The 25,889-nt window shown below is 42.3% G+C and carries 17 protein-coding genes; 12 read left to right on the top strand and 5 right to left on the bottom strand.

Annotation, left to right across the window (positions count from 1 at the left end):
- Positions 1–92 precede the first annotated feature (92 nt).
- The 6 genes from dnaA to JMY09_RS11245 all read left to right on the top strand — a co-directional run bounded on the left by dnaA (position 93) and on the right by JMY09_RS11245 (position 10,470).
- Entirely contained in the window at positions 93–1,577 is a 1,485-nt protein-coding gene (dnaA, locus tag JMY09_RS11270) for a chromosomal replication initiator protein DnaA (RefSeq protein ID WP_201623694.1), read from the top strand.
- A 171-nt stretch (positions 1,578–1,748) separates the two neighbouring features.
- Positions 1,749–2,924 carry a DNA polymerase III subunit beta gene (dnaN, locus tag JMY09_RS11265; RefSeq protein ID WP_201623693.1) on the top strand — a complete coding sequence of 392 codons (1,176 nt, stop codon included), beginning with the start codon at positions 1,749–1,751 and terminating at the stop codon, positions 2,922–2,924.
- Positions 2,925–3,115: 191 nt separating this feature from the next.
- Positions 3,116–4,408: a DNA replication/repair protein RecF gene (gene recF / locus JMY09_RS11260; RefSeq protein WP_201623692.1), complete on the top strand. Its 1,293-nt coding sequence runs from the start codon at positions 3,116–3,118 to the stop codon at positions 4,406–4,408.
- Positions 4,409–5,029: 621 nt separating this feature from the next.
- Entirely contained in the window at positions 5,030–7,651 is a 2,622-nt protein-coding gene (gyrB, locus tag JMY09_RS11255; protein ID WP_379606718.1) for a DNA topoisomerase (ATP-hydrolyzing) subunit B, read from the top strand.
- Positions 7,652–8,089: 438 nt separating this feature from the next.
- Entirely contained in the window at positions 8,090–9,592 is a 1,503-nt protein-coding gene (locus tag JMY09_RS11250; protein ID WP_201623690.1) for a DUF6880 family protein, read from the top strand.
- Between the two features lie 266 nt (positions 9,593–9,858).
- On the top strand, positions 9,859–10,470 hold the full coding sequence (locus JMY09_RS11245) for a manganese efflux pump MntP (protein WP_201623689.1): 612 nt from the start codon (positions 9,859–9,861) through the stop codon (positions 10,468–10,470).
- On the opposite strand, the gene JMY09_RS14705 is transcribed toward JMY09_RS11245, so the two are convergent.
- Together JMY09_RS14705 and rlmF are read right to left on the bottom strand one after the other, a co-directional pair.
- Positions 10,459–10,584 (bottom strand): hypothetical protein, encoded by a 126-nt coding sequence (locus JMY09_RS14705; protein ID WP_265088018.1) that lies wholly within the window; start codon positions 10,582–10,584, stop codon positions 10,459–10,461. The two genes, JMY09_RS11245 and JMY09_RS14705, sit on opposite strands and share 12 nt — an antisense overlap.
- Before the next feature lie 194 nt (positions 10,585–10,778).
- Positions 10,779–11,786: a 23S rRNA (adenine(1618)-N(6))-methyltransferase RlmF gene (gene rlmF / locus JMY09_RS11240; protein ID WP_201623688.1), complete on the bottom strand. Its 1,008-nt coding sequence runs from the start codon at positions 11,784–11,786 to the stop codon at positions 10,779–10,781.
- A 218-nt stretch (positions 11,787–12,004) separates the two neighbouring features.
- Here rlmF and JMY09_RS11235 point away from each other — a divergent pair, with 218 nt between their 5' ends.
- From JMY09_RS11235 to JMY09_RS11220, 4 genes are all read left to right on the top strand, one after another.
- Positions 12,005–12,793 (top strand): crotonase/enoyl-CoA hydratase family protein, encoded by a 789-nt coding sequence (locus JMY09_RS11235; RefSeq protein ID WP_201623687.1) that lies wholly within the window; start codon positions 12,005–12,007, stop codon positions 12,791–12,793.
- Positions 12,794–12,888: 95 nt separating this feature from the next.
- Entirely contained in the window at positions 12,889–13,122 is a 234-nt protein-coding gene (locus JMY09_RS11230) for a hypothetical protein (protein WP_201623686.1), read from the top strand.
- A gap of 64 nt (positions 13,123–13,186) precedes the next feature.
- Positions 13,187–14,200 carry an SEL1-like repeat protein gene (locus tag JMY09_RS11225; RefSeq protein WP_201623685.1) on the top strand — a complete coding sequence of 338 codons (1,014 nt, stop codon included), beginning with the start codon at positions 13,187–13,189 and terminating at the stop codon, positions 14,198–14,200.
- Positions 14,201–15,066: 866 nt separating this feature from the next.
- The gene (locus JMY09_RS11220; RefSeq protein ID WP_201623684.1) at positions 15,067–16,227 is read left to right on the top strand and encodes a MalY/PatB family protein; all 1,161 of its coding nucleotides are present in this window, start codon (positions 15,067–15,069) and stop codon (positions 16,225–16,227) included.
- Positions 16,228–16,404: 177 nt separating this feature from the next.
- On the opposite strand, the gene JMY09_RS11215 is transcribed toward JMY09_RS11220, so the two are convergent.
- Positions 16,405–18,474, bottom strand: coding sequence for a YadA-like family protein (locus JMY09_RS11215; RefSeq protein ID WP_201623683.1), 2,070 nt, complete (start codon positions 18,472–18,474; stop codon positions 16,405–16,407).
- 375 nt (positions 18,475–18,849) lie between these two features.
- Here JMY09_RS11215 and guaA point away from each other — a divergent pair, with 375 nt between their 5' ends.
- Positions 18,850–20,457, top strand: coding sequence for a glutamine-hydrolyzing GMP synthase (gene guaA / locus JMY09_RS11210; RefSeq protein WP_201623682.1), 1,608 nt, complete (start codon positions 18,850–18,852; stop codon positions 20,455–20,457).
- Positions 20,458–20,837: 380 nt separating this feature from the next.
- The gene (locus JMY09_RS11205) at positions 20,838–22,274 is read left to right on the top strand and encodes a dihydrolipoyl dehydrogenase family protein (protein ID WP_201623681.1); all 1,437 of its coding nucleotides are present in this window, start codon (positions 20,838–20,840) and stop codon (positions 22,272–22,274) included.
- A 376-nt stretch (positions 22,275–22,650) separates the two neighbouring features.
- On the opposite strand, the gene JMY09_RS11200 is transcribed toward JMY09_RS11205, so the two are convergent.
- A complete protein-coding gene (locus JMY09_RS11200) occupies positions 22,651–25,299 on the bottom strand; it encodes a DEAD/DEAH box helicase (RefSeq protein ID WP_201623680.1) in 2,649 nt (882 codons plus the stop codon).
- Positions 25,290–25,727, bottom strand: coding sequence for a hypothetical protein (locus JMY09_RS11195; protein ID WP_201623679.1), 438 nt, complete (start codon positions 25,725–25,727; stop codon positions 25,290–25,292). Before JMY09_RS11195 ends, JMY09_RS11200 begins: the two co-directional genes overlap by 10 nt.
- Positions 25,728–25,889 lie beyond the last annotated feature (162 nt).

Raw genomic sequence — 25,889 nt, 5'->3', positions numbered from 1 at the left:
GTTGAAAAACATTATTTAATTACTATTTTTTATACTTGTTTTTAATCCTGGTTATTTAACAATAAATCTAAATTTTGAGGTTAGCATTTTTCATGATAGATACTGCCACGCTTTGGGACAAATGCTTAGATGACTTGCGCTATAACGTTAAAGATAATGTCTTTACTATGTGGTTGAGACCTTTATCGGTACATCAAGAAGCTCAAACTTTAGTCATCCGTGCGCCCAACGATTACTTCGTTTCTTACATAAGAAAGAATCACTTAGCGGATATTCAGCAATTAGTGACTAAACACAGTCAAGGGAGCATTGAGGAAGTCATTGTTCGAGTAGACAACACTAGTCATAGTGAAAGTATTAGTCGCGATGCTGATGATAGTGTAAATAATATCGAAGATAATCCTTTCAATGTTTTCAATGCCTCAGGCTCACTATTTCCAAATGATGAGCACTCCCCTACCCTAGCGTCAGCAAATAATAACAGCGTAAATTCTAGTATCAATGCGCAAATGAGCAGTGCGCACTCCGCACTTATTGACTCTGCTGATACTAAGTCGTTAAGTTATCTGAACCCTGATTTTACCTTCGAAACCTTTGTCACTGGTAAGTCTAATAACTTAGCGTACAAAGCTTGTTATGAGCTTACTAAGCCACAATCAAAAAATCGTCACAATCCGTTATTTATATACGGCCCATCAGGTTTGGGAAAAACTCATTTAATGCATTCTGTAGCTCAACGCTATTTAAAAAATAATAGAAGTTTTTATTATTTCACTTCTGAAAAATTTATTAATCAATTAGTTTATTCATTAAGAAACAATAAAATAGAAGATTTTAAAAAGAAAATAAAAAAAGTGGATTTACTCATTGTTGATGATATTCATGTTCTTGCAGGTAAGACCAAAAGTAGTAATGAGTTTTTAACTTTGTTTGCTGATTTTACTAGTGGTGACAAGCAACTTATTTTGGCCTCAGATCGACATCCTTCACAAATGACTGAGTTTGATGAGCGCTTTCGTTCGCGCTTTTCTTGGGGTTTAACCGTGGCTGTTGAGCCTCCTGAGATTGATACTCGGGTACAGATTCTACAAAAGAAGGCTGCCTCCTACGGTATGGTGTTACCAAAAGAATGCGCTCTATTCATAGCTCAGAATGTGGTTTCGAATGTTAGACGCCTAGAAGGTGCATTGAACCAAGTATTTGCTAATGCTAATTTGACTGGCGCACCTATTACTTTAGAGATGGTGCAGTATGCTCTAAAAGATATTGTCGCTATGCGGGTACAAGCCGTCAATATGGACAATATCCGTAAAGTAGTTGCTGAGTATTACGATATAACGGTAAAAGACTTAATGGGTCGTAAACGTACGCGTACTATTGCTAGGCCAAGACAGATAGCAATGGCACTATCACGTGAGTTAACGGGTGACAGTTACCCAGATATCGGCCAATCTTTTGGTGGACGAGATCATACTACGGTGATGCATGGCTGTGATAAAGTTGCACAGTTAAGAGCAGAAGATCCTACTGTTGATAAAGACTATAAGGCCCTAGCGATGATGCTCCAAGCTGGATAGCCTCAGTATTTTGCCATTCTAATAGTCACTAATAGTGGTTAGTTTCACTATGTTGTAGCGGCTATTTATGGTTTATAATGATTAGTAATATTATTAACAAAACGTGCTATACCTCTAAAAAAACTAACAATACCACGTTAAATAAATGTCCTTTACTTAAGAGTATCTAGCATGCAATTATCGATTAACAGAGAATCGTTACTAAAAGCCATTAACTTGATAGCCAAGGCCGCCGATAAGCGTCACAACATGGTGATCTTGGGCAATATAAAGCTGCAACTGTCTGATTCTGAACTGATTTTGACCGCATCTGATTTAGAAGTAGAGCTAACGTCAACCCTCAAATTGCCAGCAGGTGCTTGTATTGAAGCTGGTGCAACTACTTTACCGGCGATAAAGCTAAAAGATATTTGTAGATCGTTACCTGCGCAAGCACAGATCAACCTTGCTAGCCAAGAAAACGAGCGCTGTCTATTAACTAGCGGCAAAAGTCGTTTCACTTTAGGTACTTTACCGAGTGAGGACTACCCAAGTTTGGGTAATCCTGAAAGTATCACCCCTTTGACTATCAGTCGCAATCGTCTGACTGATCTTATTCACAAAACTCAGTTTGCGATGGCTATTCAAGATGTGCGTTACTATTTAACAGGGATGTTATTTGACGTTTCACAGCAGCAACTAACTACAGTCGCTACTGATGGGCATCGATTGGCATTGGCGCGCAGCGTTATTGATATCAGCGCTGATTTAAATATGCAGGCTATCCTGCCGCGTAAAGCCGTCATTGAGCTTGAGCGATTGGCGACTGAGCTAGGTAAAATGCTTGGCGACCAAGACAACGTAGTGACTTTAAGTTTTGGCCGTGAGTTTTTACAAGTGAGTCTACCTTTTGGTGAGGTAGATAGTACTGGGCAAATCAGTCAAGACTTGATGGTGACTTTTACCGCTCGTCTTATCGATGGTAAGTTCCCTGATTATCGCCGAGTAATGCCAAGCAACACTGACAAACTGGCTTTATTTAATCAAGAGAAAATGACTGATGTGCTGCGCCGAGTCGCTATCTTGAGTAATGAGAAGTCGCGCGGCGTAGTATTTAATTTTGCTAGTGATGGCATGGTAGAAGTACGAGCTAATAACGCTGAGCAAGATGAAGCAGTGGAGATGATCCAAGCCAAATATCAAGGCGAACCAATGGAGCTGTCCTTTAATGCTGCTTACCTGCAGGACGTATTGGGCGTTATTCAAGGCGATTTACAAATGCACATGAGCCAGTCTAATGCTTCAGTATTAGTCAATCAGCTCAACGATGAATTTCATCAGTATGTCATTATGCCAATGCGTATATAGTAGGGCAGTAGCCTGTAGTTGCTGATCTTAAACGCTGCTAATCTCAAGTATTAATAATCTTAAGTTTCGATAAACAGGCGGTTTATTGAAAGTTAGTAGATTGGCAGTGGTTAAGTTTACTCTGTAGTAATGACCCTAATCGTGGTCTCATTCTCTAGCTGCTGATCGATAAAAACAGGCGTAAAAGCACTATGATTGGACGTCTACAAGTCTCACATCTGCGTAATATCAACCAAATAGATATGCAGACAGCCAAATGCAATGTCATTATTGGCGTTAATGGTAGTGGCAAGACCTCCTTATTAGAATCTATATTCTTATTATCGCGTGGTAAAAGCTTCCGTCATCATCAACCCAAACGCTATATCCAGCATCATCAGCCAGCGGTGACGGTTCATGCTCATCTCACTGATGGCAGCACGGTTGCTATCCAAAAGCAAAGCGACGCCAGTACGCTATTGCGCCTGAATCAAACTACTGTTTACAACCAAAGTATCCTTACCGAACAGCTACCTACGTTACTGATAGATCCCTCGACTATGGATATGCTAGAGCAGGGTAGTGCTAGCCGTCGTCAGCTATTAGATTGGTTAGTGTTTCACATGAAACAAGGGTTTCATCCCCAGTGGGTGGCTTATCAACGCTTACTAAAGCAACGTAACACTCTGTTGAAACAAGCTAAAAGCTTGTCGCAAAACCAGCTGTCTGAGCTAAAGTCTTGGGATCAAGGCTTAGCCAATCATGCAGCGCTAATTGATCATTATCGTCAGCATATCTTTACAGCCTGGCAGCCCTATTTTGCCGCTAGTATCGCTCAGCTACTACCAGCGTATGTCCAGCAACTAAGCTTGAGTTATACGGCTGGATACGATACTAGTATTGCTCTTGATCTGCAGTTGAGTGAGCGTCTAACCCAAGATTTGCAATTAGGCTATACTCGTATTGGCAGTCATCGCGCAGATGTTCATGTGCATTGGCGTTCAGATAATAGCAAGCAAGCGCTTGATGAGATAAGCGCTGTTTCGTCGACAACTGATCTTAGGGCCAGCACTGACATTGACACAATAAATAGCGATATTCAGCAGAGTATTGATCCTGATTTTTCTAAGTCAGCCACTAAAACTTCAGCACAGCCTATCCTCAAGGAGCAAGCCGCTAACGTCTTATCACGTGGTGAAAAAAAACTACTGATCACAGCGTTACGACTGTCACAGCTACCGCTATTACTAGATAATGATAAAACCATAGCTAGTAGCGACAAACAGGGCAGTATTGAGGCTAGCATGACGCCAGTAGTGCTATTGGATGATATAACCGCAGAGTTGGATAGTAGGGCGTTGGAGATTTTATTAGCGACCTTAGCAACGCTGCCTTGCCAAGTATTTATAACTAGTCTAACTGCTGATATCTTACCTATGATCGATAAATATTGGCCAACTTCTAAAGTGTTTCACATGAAACAAGGTGAGCTCACTGATTATTAGTTTAGTGGTTATTGGTTTAATAATTATTGGTTTAGTGATTATTAATCTAGCTACTTACTTAGTTCAGCGATTTAACTAGTCAGCTAGATGATCTAGCTGGCTGACGCCACTAACTCATTAAGCCTGTGCTAATCTTGGCTTAACCTAGACTTTTCCTTACTACCACTTACCTACTTAAAAACTCCTAGACAACCTCAACATATTCGATTAAGCCTATATTTATAAAAACACTAGCAAACAGTGACTTAGAGACAAAAAAATGCTAAAATAAGGCTTTATTTTTGTCCTATTTTCAGCAATTTATCTTATAGTTTTGACTAAGGTTTTAGTAGCGTATTTAAATTACTAAATGATTGATAATACTAGGTTTTATTTCGTGATATGTCTCTTGATACTGTCTATAAATATATCGAGGTATTCTCACTAAAGTATGCGCAATAATAACATTGTGTTTTTACGCTTTTATATCCTTTCGTTACCTCTTAATTAGAGGTATCTAATAAACATCGCAGCGTTATGCTGAGTCTAAGATAACCTCATGATGTTCGCCGTAGTGGCGAGCAGGTGATGGATAGCTGATTACGGCTTGATTAAGGAATGCACATGAGTGAGTCATCATCTATCGATAATGAGCAAGTAAATACCGATAGTACCGTTCAGACTATCGCCCCTGAAAGCAACCCCTCCGATTATAGCTCCAAAGACATTCGAGTCTTGCGTGGACTTGAGGCGGTACGTGTGCGTCCGGGTATGTATATCGGTGATACCGATGACGGTACCGGCCTGCATCACATGGTTTTTGAAGTGGTGGACAACTCTATCGATGAGGCACTCGCTGGTCATTGCGATCAGATTGACATCATCATTCATGAAGATGAGTCGGTCAGTGTCAGTGATAACGGTCGCGGTGTGCCAGTAGATATCCATCCTGAGGAAGGCGTATCAGCTGCCCAGGTCATTATGACTGTCCTCCATGCGGGTGGAAAGTTCGATGATAATAGCTATAAAGTTTCAGGCGGCCTACACGGTGTAGGGGTGTCAGTAGTCAATGCTTTATCCAAAACTCTAGAGATGAATATCTGGCGTGAAGGCTATCATTATAATCAGACTTATACTGATGGGGTACCAGATGGCGATATTCAACAAATGGAAGCCACCGACAGAACGGGTACTCAGATTCGATTTTATCCGAGTACCGATGTGTTCACTGGCACCATTTTTGAGTACGATATTTTAGCTAAGCGCTTGCGTGAGTTATCTTTCTTAAACTCAGGTGTGCGTATCGTGCTAACTGATGAGCGCATCGATAAGCGTCATGAATTTGAGCATAAAGGTGGTTTATCTGAGTTCGTCAGCTATATCAATGCTGGCAAAGATAATGTTAATGAAATATTCCATTTCAACAGTGAGCAAGATGACGGCATTAGTGTCGAAGTCGCGTTACAGTGGACTGATACTTACAACGAAAAAGTACTGTGTTTCACCAACAACATTCCACAACGTGATGGTGGTACGCATCTATCTGGTTTTCGCTCAGCATTGACGCGTTGCTTGAACACTTATATGGATCGTGAAAACTTATTCAAAAAAGAAAAAGTAGTTGCCACAGGTGATGATGCTCGTGAAGGTTTGACTGCTATTGTTTCGGTGAAGGTTCCTGATCCTAAGTTCTCTAGCCAAACTAAAGATAAGCTAGTATCGAGCGAGGTTAAATCTGCTGTTGAATCAGCAATGCATGATAAGTTTAACGACTATCTGCAAGAGAACCCAGGCGCCTCTAAAGCTATCGCTGGTAAAATTATCGATGCGGCGCGAGCTCGTGATGCGGCTCGTAAAGCGCGTGAAATGACCCGTCGTAAGACTACCTTAGATATCGCTGGTCTACCAGGTAAGTTGGCGGATTGCCAAGAAAAAGATCCTGCATTATCAGAGCTTTATATTGTGGAAGGGGACTCTGCTGGCGGTTCAGCTAAGCAAGGTCGTAGTCGTAAAACTCAGGCAATCCTACCGCTAAAGGGTAAGATTCTTAACGTTGAGCGTGCCCGTTTTGATAAAATGCTGTCCTCGGCTGAGGTTGGTAACTTAATCACTGCTTTAGGTTGTGGTATCGGTCCTGACGAGTACAATCCTGATAAAGCCCGCTATCATAAAATCATTATCATGACTGATGCGGACGTGGATGGCTCACACATTAGAACTTTGCTATTGACCTTTTTCTTCCGTCAAACGCCTGAGTTGATCGAGCGTGGTTATATTTATATCGCCCAGCCACCGCTTTATAAAGTTAAGAAAGGCCGTCAAGAATTATACTTAAAAGACGATGAAGCATTAAAAGCCTATCTATTGTCGTCGACTATTGATAATACTAGATTGCATATTAGTTTGGATGCACCCGCTATCACAGGCCAAGCACTAGAGACGCTGCTAAACGATTATAACCAAACTCAGCTGATCAAAGCACGTCTGCAAATTCGTTATCCAGCAGTATTGTTAGATGCATTGACTCATACGCCAAAACTTAGCACTGATATGACTTATGATCTGTCAGCCATGCAAGCATGGAAAGACTCGTTGCAGCTGCAATTAGATCGTTTTGGTAGCGATCTAAATCCTGAGATTGAGTTGGTTGACATTCATGCGCCAGTGTCGGCGACTATGGATGCGGTGACTGCTGACTTACTAGGTATGAAGCCAAAAGCGCCAGCGCAACCTGCACTTATAGGGGATTCTGAAGCTAGTATCGTTGGTGAATCTATATCTAGTACTGAAGCGTTGTCGAAGAAGCCACAGTGGCTACCACGCATAACCGTCTATGTGCATCAACTAGCTCATAATTACCTGCTAGATGCTAGCTTTATCAACTCTGGTGAGTATAGCAAGTTGCTACGTTTATCAAGTGAGTGGAATACTTTGCTTGAAGAGAGTGCCTTTATCCGTCGTGATGCTAGTGCTGGTATCAACAAAGATATCCCGGTACGTGACTTTGATTATCTCTGGCAGCAAATGATGTTAGATGCGCGTCGTGGCTTATCTGTACAGCGTTATAAAGGTCTAGGTGAGATGAACGCCGATCAACTATGGGATACTACTATGGATCCTGAGAATCGTCGTATGCTACGCGTCACTATCGAAGATGCTATCGCAGCTGACCATATGTTCACTTGCTTGATGGGTGATGATGTCGAGCCGCGCCGTATCTTTATCGAAGAGAACGCTTTGACGGTATCTAACTTAGATATCTAACGGATAGCTATAAAGCTCGAAGAGTCTCTTAATAATAAAAAGCCATCTTGTTCGCAAGGTGGCTTTTTTGTTTCACATGAAACACTATAATAATAACTTGTCCCGCTAGTTGCTTTAAAATAACCTATGCAGATGGCAATAATGCGCTGTTAGTAATAACTTATTAGTTGCTACCCCCTATTGATAGTCGCTAAACAGCTGAGCTTAGTAGTACTTTTTTATGGTTAAAAGCTATAGTCGATATCAAATAGAATAGATACATCACTTTATAATGCGAGACTATGGTGAGTTTTTTTGGCTTGCTGTGCCTAGGCTGACAGAGGCTACAAAAAACTGATCTCAATCTCGCTGTAGAGTTTTTATAATGAACTGACTATATCAAATAAGTTATTAAACAAGCTATCAACGACATTGTGGACAACTAGTAGGGGTTCTATCATGCTAAATTTGCAACAAAAGCACTGTCTAGCGCAACTTCCTAAAGCAACTTTGGTCAATTTTATCGCTGAAGTGCAAGGGGTAGATAAGTTATTGGATAAAAAGATAGAGCGGCTATTATTACAGTCGGATAAACCCAAGCTAATAAAGAAGCTGACTACTACTTTAAAAGGGCTTAACAGACGACATAAATATATAGATCATTGGAAAGTCAGTGAGTTTGCCACCGAGCTGCAGTATCTAGCCAGTGACATTATGAGTCTCTATCCAGAGCAAGCTGAGACTTGTCTACAGCTACTAGAGTTATTTATTGAATCGAGTAATACGAGCTTGCAGCGTTGTGATGATGCTAGTGGTGAAATAGGAGAGATATATAGCAATCTGGCGCAGAGTTGGCTGATGGTTGCTAGGGATTGTTATAACCAGCAAAAACAGATTTTGCCAGTCGATGAGCAAGATATTCTGAGTCAAGCATGGCAAACAAAGGTCAAAAATTTAATCGACGATAACGATTACGGCTTTAAAGATGCGCTAATGGCAGGGCTTAAGCAGCTGTTATCACAGTTGGAAATACGAGGAATAATCGACGACTATCTACACTACTATCAAAGTTTATTTACGGAAAACAAGGGTAAAGGCAGTGCTGAGAATACTATCAACACTGCAGCTAATCCGCGAATACCACTATCTTATGGTCATGATCGAGCTAACCATCAAGAAAAGCTAAAGACCGAAACGGCTCTGTTAGGGGTAGCTCAAGCTTTGGGAGATGTGGCATTATTTATAGCAGTTTATCGGACTATCTATCCTCAGCAACCTTTGAGCCCGCAACAACTAAATGGGCTAGTTAGCTTTATGATAGATCATCAAGCCTATGAGCTAGCCCTAGAATATCTAAACCATGACTGGCAGAGTAAGGCTCAGCAAGATGCGATAAAACGTTTGGACTGGCTGAGCCAAATATATCAACAGCAAGGTGACAGTAAGGCGCAACTAAAAGTGCTTGGCGAAGTATTCGAGTTGCAGTCGTCTGCTAAAAGGCTACAGGCAATCATGGCTATAGCTAGCCCAGCCGAGCAAGCAGGCTGGCGCAAAAAAGCTTATAAGCTGGCTGAGGATCAACAAGATATCATAACGGCAATTTTGCTGTTACTAGAAATAGGGGAGATCAAGCTAGCTAATCAAGTAGCAATTACTCGTCATCATGAGTTTGCAGACATCCATTATGAAACCTTGACCCAGCTGTTAAAGGGCTTGCCAGAAGACACGGCTATCATTCAAATGATTATCTATCGCAGCTTAATCGATGATATTTTGACTAATGATCGCAGTAGAGCTTACGGTTATGCTGCCCGCTATTACAAGCGCTTATCGCCTTTAGATAGCACTATTAATAAATCTACAGATGGTTATAATAGTCTCGCTACCCATCAGCAATATACTGAGCTGTTAAGTCAAAAGTATAATGAAAGAAGTGATTTTTGGCAGCGAATAAGTGATTAGCTGGTGATTTTTTCGGTCAAGTAAGCTTTTAGGCTTGTCGAGCTTCAGGCTTGTAAATAACTTTCTTTCTAAAAATATATCTCTTTAAAAGTAGCGCCTTCTACAGGGATAGGCTTCTAAAAATCTCAACTAGTGATGAATACTCGTTCACTATATAAAGTCATTTTAATGTTTCACATGAAACCTTATTGACGAGAGTTCTCTAGTAAAGCTTAAGCAGTTCACCCAGCAACATAACAACTCTTAATTAATAAGTGACTAGTAATATGATCGAAGTAATTTTACTCGCTATTGCTTTAGCGATGGATGCCTTTGCCGTAGCTATAGGACTAGGTGCAAAATCACCAAAGCAAACTCAGTCTTATATTTTGCGCTTAGCGCTTATTTCAGCCTTATACTTTGGTATTGCTCAAGGCGTCATGCCCCTCATTGGTTATTTACTAGGGGCGGCATTATTAGGCTGGCTAGCCTCGGCTGCTCCTTGGATAGGTGGTTTTATCCTAATTGCTCTAGGTGGTAAAATGCTGTATGAAGCCTTAAAACCTGATGATCAAGAGGCTATAGACGATGCTCAAAGCCTTGAGGGTAGCGTTAGCTATAGTAATAATAAGCAAATGCTTAGCGTGATCAATCATCGCACTATGTTTACTTTAGCCATCGCTACTAGTATTGATGCTATGGCAGCGGGCTTCACCCTGAATCTATTGGCACTCAATGCTTGGTTGTCTTGTCTAATAATAGCGCTAGTCACCGCTGGGTTTAGCTGGTTTGGAGTTTATCTAGGTAAGCGCTCTGGTACTTGGCTAGAAGATAAAGCAGAGATATTAGGTGGGGTAGTGCTTATCGCTATCGGGTTCAAAGTAATGTTATTTAGCTAGCTTAGCACTATGGATAATAGCGTAACTAATAGTATAAACAGTGCCATAAAAAGCATTATAAATAGCGCCATAAAAAACACCGTCTTGACATTCAAGACGGTGTTTATGTTTCACGTGAAACTACTTTTAATAAGGATTTATCATAAACTATCAATCCTATTAATAACAACAGTAGCAATACCAGTAGCAACAGTACTAGCAAGGATAAATAGCAAAGTTAGTGTTTCATGTGAAACCTTTTTATGAATAATTAGTACGGATTATCAGTACCGATTATCAATACTGATCATCAATACTAAGTTTAACTATTACTCGTCATCGCTATTAAAGCGCCATGCCAATATGCGCGTGTTCTTTTGACCTTGGCTCATCTCAATAATGCGTGTTTGAGCAACATTAAGCTGACTTAGTAACAGCTGCAAGGGCTTAACGTTTTCAGACTTAGAAACCAAAGTAGTAAACCAGCCAACATGCTCAGCAAAGCTCTGACTCTCTTTGGCCATATTAGTCAAAAAAGTAATCTCGCCACCTTCACTCCACAGCTCTTTATGCTGACCGCCGAAGTTCAGGTTTTGTGCTGCATTGCCCGATTTGCTTGAGCTACGACTGACCTGTTCGTTTTCGTTTTTACCACGATGTCTTTGCAAGTTATGTTGCTTACGGCTATTGGCTTCTACCGCTTCTTCCATTGAAGCATGGAAAGGAGGGTTGCAAACTACTAAGTCAAAGTAATCTTGGCGACCAATAATACCAGCGAATAACTTCTTAGGATTAGGCTGCAGTTTAACTTTCACTGCGCCTTTTAACTTAGGATTAGTCTCACAAATAAGCGCAGCAGTATTCACTGATATAGGGTCGATATCACTAGCCGTGAAGCGCCAGCCGTAGCTTTGGCTACCAACGATCGGATAGATAGCACTAGCACCAGTACCGATATCGAGCACATGAATCTGCTTGCCTGTTGGTGGGGTATTGTCTTCATTAATATGCGTGGTCTGCGCTAATAAGTCGGCGACATAGTGAATATAGTCGGCACGACCTGGGATAGGCGGACACAGATAACCTTCTGGAATATCCCAAAACTTAACGCCATAAAAATTCGCTAATAGTGCTCTGTTTAGGGTACGTACTGCTTGATGATCCGAGAAGTTAATCGTCGGCTCGCCATTAGGGTTGGTGATGGTATGGTCAGCTAACTCAGGTAAAGCGCGAGTTAAAGCGTCAAAGTCATAGCGACCTTGATGCGCATTACGCGGATGTAGCTGGCCTAGTTTTTTGATTGAGGCTGGAGATCTATTTCTGTGTGGAGTTGTCATAGTAACGGGCTTACGATATAGGGAGATAACGAGCAAGTGTAGCAGATTTAGCGCCAAACTACGCAGATATCGTGAGCTTATAGAGGTGAATGCTGTACACAATTAAGCCACTTGCGTTGTGCTGCGGGGCTAGCTATATTAAAACTAGATTTATCAAGAGCAGAGCAGATCGCTAACCGCTTTGTACAGCACAATAATAAACTCTCAAGGACGATAATATGACTACGGTAAACGAGCGCATCAGTTATGAAGTGCAAGATCACATCTGTTTGATTGGCTTTAATCGTGCTGATAAACGCAATGCTTTTGATAGCCATATGATTGCGCAGTTGTCTGAAGCATTGACCCGCTATGACCATGATAGCGAGCTGCGCTGTGCCTTAATCTTCGCTCATGGTGAGCATTTCACTGCTGGTCTTGATCTGATGGAGCTGCAAGATAAGCTAGATAAAGGGGTGTTTGAATTCGCTGATGACCAAGTCGATCCGTGGGGTATTAGTGGCAAATTACGTACTAAACCTATCGTTGTAGCCGTGCAAGGCACTTGCTTTACCGCGGGCATCGAGCTGATGCTCAATAGCGATGTGGTGATCGCCAGTGACAACTGCAACTTTGCCCAAATGGAAGTTCAGCGTGGCATTATGCCTTTTGGTGGCGCAACCGTACGCTTTGTAGCGGCTGCTGGCTGGCAAAAAGCCATGCCGTATCTATTAACGGGTAAGCCCTTTAATGCGCAGACCGCTGATAAGCTTAATCTGGTCAGTGAGGTGGTGGCTAATGGTGAAGAATATGAGCGTGCACTGACTATAGCAAAAGAGATTTGCCAGTCGGCACCGCTTGGCGTGCAAGCATTACTATCTTCAGCGCAAGATGCCAGTCGTAATGGCGCAGCAGTCGCTATGGCGAATATTCATAGCTTTTTGCCGCCATTGTTTCACTCTGAGGATGCTAAAGAAGGGGTTATGGCTATGGTTGAGAGGCGTCAGGCTGAGTTTGTTGGGAAATAAATGGTAAGTTTTTCTGATAGTAAATTATTTGGAAAAATACCGTTGAATTAAGAATAAACTCGTACCTAGCTGGTTGATTTTATAAGGGTATTTTCATGGCTTTTATTTGTAAAATAACAAATAAGATTGATGACGTTAGGAAACAATTAATCTTTAAGGGTGGTAAAAATAATTTCTCCTTAACATTTGCTCAATTAGTAGGCTTTGAAGTTTTTAAGACTGGTATTGATATCAGCGCTAATACAGGCAATACTAAAATGTTGAAAATAACTGATAGTTTTGATCCTAATACATTAGAGCTTTTGATAAATATTGCGATCACAAGATGATAGATAGATTAAGTTAAGAATATAAATATCTACAAATAAAGTGTTTAAATATTAAGGGAAATTTATGTTTTCATCGCGACTCTCTTCAGCTTCTCTTATGGTATCTGCTACTTTGATGACCGTTTTATTCACCGGCTGTCAGTCAAAGCCATCGACACAATCAATATCATTATTAGTACCTAAATCAGTCAACCAGACGCAGTCGTCATTAGCTAATAAGGTTATGGTCACTAGTGAGAACTCAACTTCTGAGCTTAGCCAAATTAAAGCAAAAGCGCAATCGGGAGATAAGGAGGCAGAATATGATCTTGCTCATATGTATTTTAATGGGATAGAGGTAGAAAGGGATTACGAAGCGGCATTTAAGTGGTTTGAAGCCTCTGCGCGGCAAGACTATGAATATGCACAAGAGATGATGGCACTAATATACTATAGTGGCTATGGCGTTCCCCAAGACTATAGTAAGGCGAAACAATGGTTAGACCTACTAATTAATAAAGATAATGCAAAAGCGCAAAACTTATTAGCCACCATGTACACTTATGGGCAAGGGGTTGAGCAAGACCATCAAAAAGCGGTAATGTTGTTACGACTGGCAGCGGAGCAAAGTTATAAAGAAGCACAGTTTAACCTTGGGCTAGCGTATGAAAAGGGTCGTGGAGTTGAACAAGATTATGAGCAAGCCTTTTATTGGTATTATGAAGCTGCAAAGCAAAGCTTTCCCCCAGCATCTGCTAAAGTCATTCAATTCAACCAGCGTCAATCAGCTGATAAACCTATTACCGATAAGAAATCCGTGGAAATATTAGCGATGGAAGGCAATGCCAAAGCGCAAACTGATCTAGCTGGGACTTTTAAACGTACTGAAAATAATAATGCGATGGCGATATTTTGGTATCAAAAAGCAGCAGAACAGGGCTTTATGGAGGCTCAATATCATCTAGGGCTGCTATATCATCAGGATGATACTCAACCACATGATTATAGCAAGGCGAAGTATTGGTATAACCTTGCTTGTCAAAGTGGTCATCAAACTGCCTGTCAACAGTTAGCTACCCTAAAAACTTTAAAAAAATAATCCTGTTCTGTCTATATACAGCAGAATTTATGTTTAAACGATGTGGTAGCGTGTGGTGCAACGGAGTGGAACTCATAGATAACTAGTATAACTCTTTGAGTCGGTTTAGCCTTGGCACTAGAAAAGTTAAAAAGCGGCACTGAAATTTGAGTCTTGAGGTATGCTGCAAGCACAGAAATATTCACAGACTCTCTTATGCTGGCAAATTATGGTTATTGCATAGCAAGCTGTTGGGGGTCGCAAGCTCCGCCAACCTACTATATCTAGGTTTTAGTTTTAATGCATTGTTGGGGCTATAAGGCTAGCTCTACCGTAGGCTGGCGCTTTTAGCTCAGCGCTGTTATTTATATTATTTAGCATGACCTATCAGCTGTTAGCTAAACTGATGTTCATCACCTAAAACAGTGTTTTTGCCTAGCTGTTGCTGGGCTAAAGCCACAGCCTACAAAGTCCACAAAGAATCTGCTAAATTTTAATATATCTACAAAGGTTGCTTCAAAAAGCGGTTTAGCCTTGACAGTAGCGGCTATCCTGCTGACGACAATGGTGATGCGAGACTGTGGCTGGAAGGGGTGTCGAGGTAACAGCAACGCTACCAGCTACTTTAGTCCGCACGCCATTGGCTAAGCAGATAATAGCAGATGGCAGGATTAGCTACTATATCCTCATCCCAAATCTATAGTACCCGCACATAAATGACCTCTTTAGTTATTCCATAACACCTCTACGTAACCCCAACAAAGCCACTGGTAATCAGCGCAGTCATCCTATACCCTAAACTATCATTTTGCTTTATAGGTTTATCCTATAAACCTGTTTAAACTTGCGCCTGTAATCAGCTAAAACCCTCCGCTAAGAGAACACTTATGTTGTATAACTTTGATGAGATAATCGACCGACGTAATACCGGATCGCTGAAATGGCACTATAGCGATGACACCATTGCGCTATGGGTGGCGGATATGGATTTTAGAGCAGCGCAGCCCATTCTAAAGACCATTGAACAAGTGGGGCAGCATGGGGTATTGGGCTATACCAGACCTACTGAAGCTTTATACGAGTCAATTATTAACTGGCATGGCAATCGTTATGGGTTAGCACTGAATAAACAACATATCTTGTTCTCCCCCGGCGTAGTACCAAGTTTGGCGCTGATGATGAGAATATTCACTGAGGTAGGGGACGCCGTGCTAGTGAATGACCCTATCTACGCACCTTTTATGACTAAAGTTGACGATAACGGGCGACAGCTTATCCTCTCTGCCCTAAAAGAAGGAGAAGGACGCTATCAGCTAGACTTGGCTGATATCGAAGCTAAGATAGTGGCGCATAAAGTGAAGCTTTTTCTGCTATGTAATCCGCATAACCCAGGCGGACGGGTATGGACAGTAGATGAGCTTGAGTCGCTGCTTTTGATTTGCAAAAAGCACGATGTAGCGATTGTTAGTGACGAGATTCATCAAGATTTGACCTTGAGCGGTCATGAGTTTATACCGTTTTTAGGCCTAGCAAAAGACTACGAGCACAAAGTAGTGAGCATCACCTCAATGACTAAAACTTTTAATGTGGCCGGCATTAAAGGCTCAATGATCTTTGCTAAAGACGAGGCCTTAATTGAACAAATCAGCCAACAGCAGCGCTTAAGTGACGAGCATGATCTAAATCTATTTGCTTATGAGGTCATGCGTAGTGCTTATGAGCAAGGCGATGAATGGTTGGCGCAGGCGTTAACGTATATTGAAGCCAATATAGACTTAGTCTGTGATTTTTTAGCGCAGCATCTGCCTGATATTAGAGTTATGCGCCCAGAGGCCTCCTATCTAATATGGCTCGACTGCTCAGCGTATGCTCAAGACGATCAGACTCTTTATGACCAGCTTCGCGCTGCGAGAGTCGAGCTCAGTGCAGGTATCCAATACGGTAATGAGGGGCAGTTTAAAATGCGCTTGAATGTAGCTTGCCCTCAAGCGCTGCTGATAGAGGGTCTAAATCGTATTCATGCTGCCTTTAATGACATAAAATCTTAATCAGGCAGATAAGACTTTCATACTGATTGCCCATTACTTAATACTGCTTCGGCTACTAGCAAAAACCCTGCAAGTGCAGGGTTTTTATTAATTTTGGCTAGTTTTATCGAGATTAGTTATATCCAGTTAACCCCATCTACCTAAACATTAGGGATTAACTAGATGTCTATCAGCTACTTACCAAGCAAAAGTTACGCCACCACGTGCGCCTACTTTCCCGGTATCAAGACCAACTCCTGCACCCGCTGAGATAGTCATGCTATCGCTAAGTCGACCAGCAAACGAGGTGCTCAGTGCTGAGCTACTATTATAATAACCTGTACCGAAAGACATAGCATAGCGCTTCCCTGAAGGAATAACTGGAGTCTCTAACGACAGCGCCATAGCGATCCCATCTTCGGCTTCATCTAAACGATCTGATTGACGGTTGTATTCACTGCGTAAATCACTTATTTGTCTAGTGTTACTAGCGGTAGCTGCCCCAAAGTTTGCAACTTGCGCATTAGTATTGGCTAACTGATTGGCAGTCGCTAATGACTGTACAGTAACGCTAGTCCCTAAAGTGCCGTTAGCATTGGTAGTTACTATATTAGTACTGCCTGCTTGTGAGGCGGTACTCGCTTGTAGTTGACCTGCACCACCAAGAGCAATCTGGTTATCACTACCAGCTGCTGCTTGGTTGCCGATAGCGATACTGTTTAAACCGCCAGCATTTGCCGCTTCCCCTACTGCTGTTGAACGTACACCAGTTGCTGATGCCAAGTGTCCAAAGGCTTGAGCGCGTTCAGCCGTTGCTTTTGACTGCCACCCAATCGCTGTAGTTCCTGCGCCAGTTGCTACTGATTCGCCGCCTACTGCAGTAGTTGATTTTCCTGTTGCATTAGCCGTATCCCCTATAGCCAATGCATCAGTGCCATTTGCATTAGCTAAAAAGCCAATAGCAGTGCTATTTTCGCTGGCTGCGGTTGAATTGCTACCTATAGCAATTGAATTGGCATTCGAGGCATTAGCACGCGAGCCTAATGCTGCTGAATTTTCTCCAGCTGCCGCCACACTACCGACTGCTGTACTACTACCACCAGTTGCTGCTGCTGAATCACCAACTGCTGTTGAACCCAAGCCAGATGCGATTGATCTAGATCCATAAGCCGCGCTAAATGCGTTAGAAGCTTGAGATGAAACACCTGTTGCTGTTGCAAAAATATTTGATGCGCTTGATTCAGCTCCTAAAGCAACTGAGCTACCAGCTGATGCTTTAGCGTTTTCACCTATAGCAGTTGATTGCTGACCTGAAGCGCTTGACATACTGCCAACAGAAACCGCTCCACTAGCGCCAAAACCAGTAGTAGCTTTGTTACCAATTGCCACAGTATTATCGGCGAAAGAGCCAGAATCTGCTTGGTTACCGATGGCGACTGCATTTTCACCCGATGCAACTGCCGCTTCCCCTACAGCGGTAGATCGTACACCACTAGCATTGGCTAAATGACCAAAAGCTTGTGCTCGCTCAGCACTGGCAGTTGACTGCCAACCTACGGCAGTCGCACCTGCTTGAGTGGCTTGGGCTTGCGCACCGATAGCAGTTGAAGATGTGCCAGAGGCGGTAGTTTTACGTGCACCACTTCGGTCTCCTCCTATAGCCACGCCATCCTCTCCTGAAGCAACGGCAGTATTACCAATCGCAACAGCGTTAGTACCTGAAGCAACAGCATCTTCAGCACCAGCAAAACTTTGAGCACCTGATGCAGTAGTTTGATGACCAACTGCCGTAGCCATAGCGCCAGAAGCCTGAGCCTGCCAGCCCAAAGCGGTTGCTCCTGGAGTGTTCGCTAGACTCTCGCCACCAATTGCCGTGGTCGAATTACCTAAAGCCTGCGCACCTGCACGCGAACCGTTTTCAGATACACCGCCACCAAGTGCCACAGCGTCAATACCATCAGCCTGTGAGTTAGCGCCAATCGAAATAGAGTTTTCGAAAGAGGCAAAAGCAGTATTACCTATCGCCAAGGCATTTTCAGCCGCCGCAAAGGAGTTTTGACCTACTGCAGTGGCGTTATCAGCAAAGGCGCTAGTGTTCGGACCACAAGCCAAAGCATCTGTTCCAAAGCTGGTTGCTCCCCCTGAATCGCCACTTGCCAGTTGACACTCAGCTGCCATCACGGTGGAGCTGCTAAAAGAAATGGCAGCGATTGCTAGTGAAAGTGCGCTGATTTTGAGTGCTGAGCCTGATAGAAATTCCATTTTCATTATCGTTCATCCTTTTTAAAGGTATTAGGCACTTTAGTCGATTCGGCTAAAGGCTGATAGAGGTCAGAGCACTTGAAGTAACAGCATAATGGTCAGCTGGTACTGTTAAACTTGCCTTAACACTTTAGCACTATTGTGTAGTTAGATTCGACTATTATTTTACTACTATTTGCAAAAATTACATTTAAATCAATAGCTAAAAGTTATTTACTACAAGCGGTTATTGTTCAAAGCCTTTATTTCTAAGTAACCATGAAAGGTATAATTAAAACAATAATAAAAATAGTCATTATTAATTATCATACCAACCGCCATTACTACCCCGAAACTTGTTAAAATAGGCCACCAATTTTATCTATTGATGGACATCTATTTATGACCACTGCCACTACGCCTAATGCTGCCACACCTACCATTAAAGAAGATCGCATCCTAATCCTTGATTTTGGCTCGCAATACAGCCAGCTTATCGCCCGCCGTGTACGTGATTCAGGCGTATTCTGTGAGATGTTCCCTTATGATATCGATACTCAGCGTATCATCGACTTTGGTGCCAAAGGTGTCATCTTGTCAGGTGGCCCTGAGAGTGTTCATGCTGACAATAGCCCACGTATCAATGAGGCGGTGTTTGAGTTAGGCGTACCAGTATTAGGTATTTGCTACGGCATGCAAGCGATGGCAGAGCGCTTCGGTGGTAAAGTTCACGCTAGCGACATCCACGAGTTTGGCGCATCGACGATCAATATTGATAGCACTTCCAAGCTTACAGACGGCATCGAAGACACAGCTGGCAAGCTAAATGTATGGATGAGCCATGGCGATAAAGTCATCGATTTGCCACAAGGCTTCAATATCGTTGCTAGCACGCCAAGCTGTCCGATAGCGATTATGGCTGATGATACTCGCGATTATTATGGTTTACAGTTCCATCCAGAAGTCACTCATACTGCGCAAGGCCAAGCTTTATTAGGTCGTTTTGTTCATGAAATTTGCGGCTGCGCGGGTAGCTGGACGGCTGATAACATCATCGATATGCGTATTGAGCAGCTGAAAAAGCAAATCGGTGACAAGCAAGTGTTGCTCGGTCTTTCAGGTGGGGTAGACAGTTCAGTCGTCGCCGCATTGTTGCATAAGGCCATCGGCGATCAGCTAACTTGTGTGTTCGTCGATACTGGCTTGTTACGTCTGCATGAAGGCGATCAAGTGATGCAAGTATTCGCCGAAAACATGGGCGTAAAAGTGATTCGTGTGGATGCTGAAGAGTTATTCTTAACGGCATTGGCTGGCGAGTCTGACCCAGAAGCTAAGCGTAAGATTATCGGTAAAACCTTTATCGATGTATTTGCCAATAGCGCGCGCGAAATCAGCGAGCAAAGCGATGGTAAAGTCATCGAATTCTTAGCGCAAGGCACTATTTATCCCGACGTTATTGAATCAGCTAAGTCGCATCAAGGTAAAGCTCACGTGATTAAGAGCCATCATAATGTGGGTGGTCTGCCAGATGATTTGGCCTTTGAATTGGTTGAGCCGTTACGTGATTTGTTTAAAGATGAAGTCCGTAAATTGGGTCTGACTTTAGGTTTACCAGCGAAGATGATCAACCGTCATCCGTTCCCAGGACCAGGTTTAGGCGTACGTATCTTAGGTGAAGTAACCAAAGAGTTCGCTGATATCCTGCGTGCAGCTGATGCGATCTTTATGGATGAGTTAGAAAAATCAGGCTGGTATGCGAAGACGGCGCAAGCCTTTGCGGTATTCCAACCGATCAAATCTGTCGGCGTGGTTGGCGATGGCCGCCGTTATGCGTGGGTTATCGCCCTACGTGCGGTTGAGACCGTAGACTTTATGACTGCGCGCTTTGCCCATTTGCCCTATGATTTGATCGAAACCGTATCGAATCGCATTATGAATGAGATCGCTGAAGTATCACGGGTGACTTATGATGTGTCTAGCAAGCCGCCGGCTACTATTGAGTGGGAATAATTCTCTACCTAGCCTTTAGCTAAAATAAAAAAGCACTCAACTTGGTTGGGTGTTTTTTTTTCTTAAAATTTCTATAGCCAATTTAGCTCTTCGCCATCATATTGTGTGTTTATTAAATGCGACTAAAGCCTATGGTGTTAATACTATCTTAAAACTAGGTTTAGCTGAGTTACCGTAACCTATCATATCGAACATACGCTAACAGAAAAGGTCACAAAGGGCGCAATAGTCAGCATTATTGTGTGTTTTACTTAATTACTGACGATCTGCACTGACACTAGAGCACAGCTTTTATAGATCAGTAGCTATCAGTAGCTATCAGCAGCACTCAGTGTGACAGATCAAACAGACCTTAAGTTATAGCTTAAATTGGAAAAAATATGAAACAAGATAACTATTTAGAGAGTAACGAGTCAGAGAATAAGAAAACAGTCCTCGTAGTCGGTGGCGGCCCAGCAGGGGTACAAGCAGCATTGCGAGCGCATGAACTTGGCGCAAAAGTAACCCTGCTTGAAGCCAATAAACTCGGTGGTACTGCGTTTAATGAAGGCCCAGCGCCTGTTCGAACGCTAGCTCGAGCAGCACGTCTGCGCACGGATACGGCGCTGTACTCTCAGTTTGGACTACAAGGCGATGCGCCATCCGTCGATTTTAAAGCCGCCATCGACAATGCTAATCGGGTTGCCGCTCATGCTAATCAGGTATGGCATCTGACCAAGATTGTTGAGTATCAGGGCATTGAGGTAATAGATGAGGTGGGTTCAGCACATTTTGTCAATAACAACACTTTAGAGATTGCTGACGGATGCCAGTTTAGTGCCGACAAAATCATTTTGACCGTCGGTGGCAAACCCAAAAAGCTGTCTATTCCGGGCAATGAGTTAGCACTGTCGTTTCATGACTTATGGTCAATGACTGAACTGCCAGAGAGGGTAACGGTAGTCGGTGGCTCTGCAACGGGTTGCCAGCTTGCCTCCATCCTCATTGATTTTGGCGCGCAGGTCGATATCATTGAGTTTGCTGACCGCTTGAGCCCGCCGAGCGACGCTGATATATCGCGTAAGCTTGAGGAGGCCTTTAAATCACGGGGTATGAATGTTCTAACCAGTACTGGGTGTGAGTCAATCTCCAAGGAAAACGGTCAGTTAAAAGTGACCTATAAGCATGTTGGGCAAGTAGACTCACTGATGACCGATGCGGTGTTCTTGATGGTGGGTTGGCCAGCTGACTTGGATGGGCTAAATCTAAAGGCCACTGATATTAAAGTGAACGGCCCTTACATCGAAGTTGATGACTATTTGCAGACTAACGTAGAGGGCGTGTACGTCGCCGGAGATGCGAACGGCGTCAGTATGTTCGTCCAAAGTGCCGCCCATCAAGCTCGAGTTGCCACGCAAAATGCTTTATCTGATACCGCTGAGAAATACGCTCCACGAGCTATTGCAACGGGTAGTCTTACTGAGCCAGAATACGCATCGGTAGGTATGACGCAAGCCCAAGCAGAAGAAGAGCATGAGTGCATCGTTGAGATTATCGATTATGAAAATCTACCTCGTGCGGTTATGGATGGGCGTACCGATGGCTTCTGTAAGATTATCATTGATAAACAGACGCAACAGCTACTAGGCGCGCATGTTCTCGGTTCTTACTCTGCTGAGGTGATTCAGGTCGCGGCCACTTGTTTGGCGACTAAAATGACCGTTAATGAGATCGCTAATTTAGAATTGGCCTTTCCGACGTTTACCGAAGCTTTGGGCATGGCGGCTCAACGCATCTGTAGAAACCTACGAGTAGAAGACAAGAAAATCGAAGAGTAATGGTTTGGCTTATTTAATTAGCTTTGCTGTTTTGCGAGGACACTCAACTTGGTTGAGTGTTTTTTTTGGTTTAAAATTTCTGGAGCTAATCTCGCTTTTCGCTATTATCTTGTCTGCCCACTAGAGCGGCGACTAAAGCCCGCCTTGTTTCTGCTACCGCGATATGAGGAGGGTAATAGCGAGTGTCTGAGAGACACTGGGTCGGACGCAAGAGAAAATCTATGATTTTCTAAAAGGGCCAAGTCGCTGCAATATAGTAGTTAAACAAGAATAACCGCTGCAATCGAGGCTAAAACGCTCTACAGGTCGTAGATTAAGCGGTTATCAAAACCCAGTGACCTGTGAAAATACCTTACCTAGTATAATAAACGTCTTATTAAGAACCGTATTGCACCGCAGCATCTTTTAATGTTTGCCAGTTTTTATTTTCTACCCATACAAAACCGCAAGCTCCATTACTTCTTTTTGCCCATAAGTCACCGATTCGCTTTTTCTCTATACTATCTCGATTACCAATCTCTACAGAGCGATCTTTTCCTTTATATTCAATAGCTAAAATTACACCGCTTTTAAGCTTAACAACGAAGTCAGGATAGAATTTATCAGAGGCTGTCTGCAACCAAAAAGACGTAGGTTTCTTCTCTACATTCCGTACCCACCATTCCACTCCTTGCATTTGATGTGCAATGTATTCGGCGCACTCAAACTCCTCTCCTTTATCTTTTAAATTACCAATAACTTTAAAAAAGTGATTTTTCAAAGGAATCAAACCATTATAAACACTGTCATAGCCATATCGACCTTGCTCAAAAGTAATAGCATGCTCGTTTCTAACTTCAAATTTATCTTCATCTGAAAATAAGTCGTCGAAAACACGCTGTTTCACTTCTACTAGTCCCGCAGCCATTTTCCGTTGTAATGCACCTCGTAAACGAAACTTACGGTAAGCTAATTCATCTAATGTGAAATTCTTTTCATTCATTAAGTAAGAAACGGCAGCATTCAACCAAGCAACTTTTACATCACGTTCTGAATACGGAAAATATAGATTTCTATCTAGCCAATATACGAGATCTGTTACTTGCCAGCCTTCCTCTTTACCAAAAATCGCTAGTTGGCTATCCATTTGATCATAAATATCACACTCTACTTTTTCTAATTGAGAAATACTTAATGAAGCGCGGCGCATAGTCTCTATGTCTGGAGAAAATTCACCATCTGTTAGCTTGTAATCAAAATCTGAAATCTCCCAGTCAGCATCTAATAACGGAGTTTCATCAAAAATATCAAAAAAACTAAATTGAGTATAACTAAGTAAAGGTATTTTAGCCGAGACTCCTTTTTCTGCAGGCGTTAATTCTTGCGTGGGTGGTGCTGCTTGAATTGCAAGTGCAGTATTAAGTTGTTCCTTTACCGATTTTGCTACTTCGGGTCGTTTAAAAGTTTCTGATATCTGCTGAATTTGTTTAGAAGTCGCTCCCTGTTTTACGGTCAATGTAGAGGTTTCTGGTGAAATTTCAATTTTATCACGCAAAGATTTTGGTAACGCTAAAACTGAGTCTTCATCAGGAAGAGACAAAAACCCATCATGCTCAGGTAGTGGAATAATCAAATCGGTAGGTTGCGAAAATAAATCTCCACTAGTTTCTTCGCCACGAGCGACTATTAGGTCTTTCGCTTCTAAACGCTCAAAACCACTTTGAACTAAACCATCTTTTAAATTCTGAACGGTACTAGCAAGCTCATTTGAAACAACATAAGCATAACTACGATTAAGTGCTTCTGTGTTTTTTCGTACAACGTGAGGCATACGTAATATACGACCGAGTACCTGCTCTACAGCTGTAGCAGAAGTTGTGTTTCTAAAAGAAAATAAAACGTATGCATTCGGACAGTCCCAGCCTTCACGTAGTTTATCAACGGTAATAATAAACTGCGGATAGTCAGGGTCGCCTAGCCTTTTACCTGTTAATTCATCAACAGCGCCAGTTGCGATAGCTATTGATTCTTCGGGAATATTAAAGTCATCAATTAAGTGCTTTTTTACTTTGTCTGGCGTAAATGTTTCTTTTTCTTTAGCAGTTCGTTCGGCCTGAATTAGCATCACTACTGGATCTATTATTTCTCCAGTAAGTTGTTTCTCTTGTTCAGCATGTTTTTCTAGCTGACGTAACCGAGCGATCGCTTCTGTCAATGAAACGCGCCACTCTGGATGAATAGCTAACTCTAAGGGCAGCTTCAACATATCCTCTGACTGTAGAGTAGCGGCAGAAATGCTACGTAATACATTAGAGGGCTGATGAGATCTATCTGGTGTGGCGGTAAGCTCTAAAATACAGCTAGGATTAAAGCGTTTAAGAGTATCAGATGCTAATTGAGTACCTTGATTATGCGCTTCGTCCACAATGACGAAGGGTCGTCTCAAGCGAATAACGTCTACTAACGAATGCTCACCTTTTTGTTCGGTACTTGCACCTTCAAAATGTGGCATAAGTGCACCATTCTGACGATAAACTCGTAAGCCGTCCGCTGTATCACGCTTAAAGCTTTGCATGGTAGCGACAACGATAGTATTGCCAGTATTCAGCGTAGCAGGCTGCATATACAGTGCTTCATTGATATCTAATACGTTAACCGCACCAAAGAGGTCACGCATATCCTGATGAAGTAACTCTCCCTCGGTTTTAAGCGCATATAGCGTCTGTTCACGTATAGGATCTGAGGGAACTAGCCAGAGTACTAACGAATGCTCTGTAGCTAAGAACGCATCGTTAACACATTTAATAGATTGTCCTGCAATACGAGTTTTCCCACCACCTGTAGGTACTCGAAGACAGACATAAGGAACATGATCCATCTCTGGTAATGGATAGTAAGGTTGAGCTAAACCTGAAGTCATCAGTTTGGTAGATTCTGCAAAAGCAGCAGCGGGATCTCTTAGTTCTCTACAGCGAGATAAATAACTTGAATAGTCCTCAAGTAAGATTTCCTGATAGTTTTTTAGTGATTTATTATTTAGAACCATGTTTTAACCGCCAATTCGTAAGGGAGTTGGTGAAAAGTAATATTGAGTCTGGCTAGTTTTGTTTTATCAAATCGTGTGCGAGCACCGTAAATAACTTTTTGTCTTTTAAAGTCTGGTGAAGCCTCTTCTAATAGTTCAAGAGTCCTACTGTTGAGGACATTACCGCCAGTGTCAGATTTATCCTTTAGAATTTCGTTATAAAGCAAAAATATTGCTCGATCTTTATACTGTCCTAGATAATGTGTACTACTTTTTTTCTTATCTATAGATTGTAAATTAGATTGATTTAAGCCAGTTCCGGTTTCTATAAACCAGACAAATTCTGATAACTGCTCAAAAGTGACATCAGAACGAATTCGACCATCAGAATTGAATAATGGTTCATTAGACAACTTACAAAATTGAAATCCGCATCCTAGTCCTGGCATTTCTTGCGTTATATCAATCTCTCCATACAGAGATATATAGTCAGTTCAAAACAAAAATGTTATAGCTAGGACAAACATCATAAAATAATTTGGATAAGTCATTTTCCATCCACCCTTGGCGTAGAAACTTCACTTGAGCCCATTTTTTCTCAATAGGGTTCA

It is taken from the genome of Psychrobacter urativorans (assembly GCF_904846695.1).
Classification (GTDB): Bacteria; Pseudomonadota; Gammaproteobacteria; order Pseudomonadales; family Moraxellaceae; genus Psychrobacter; species Psychrobacter urativorans.
The sequence above is the reverse complement of the archived record's forward strand: the minus strand, read 5'-3'. Positions and strand labels throughout refer to the sequence as shown.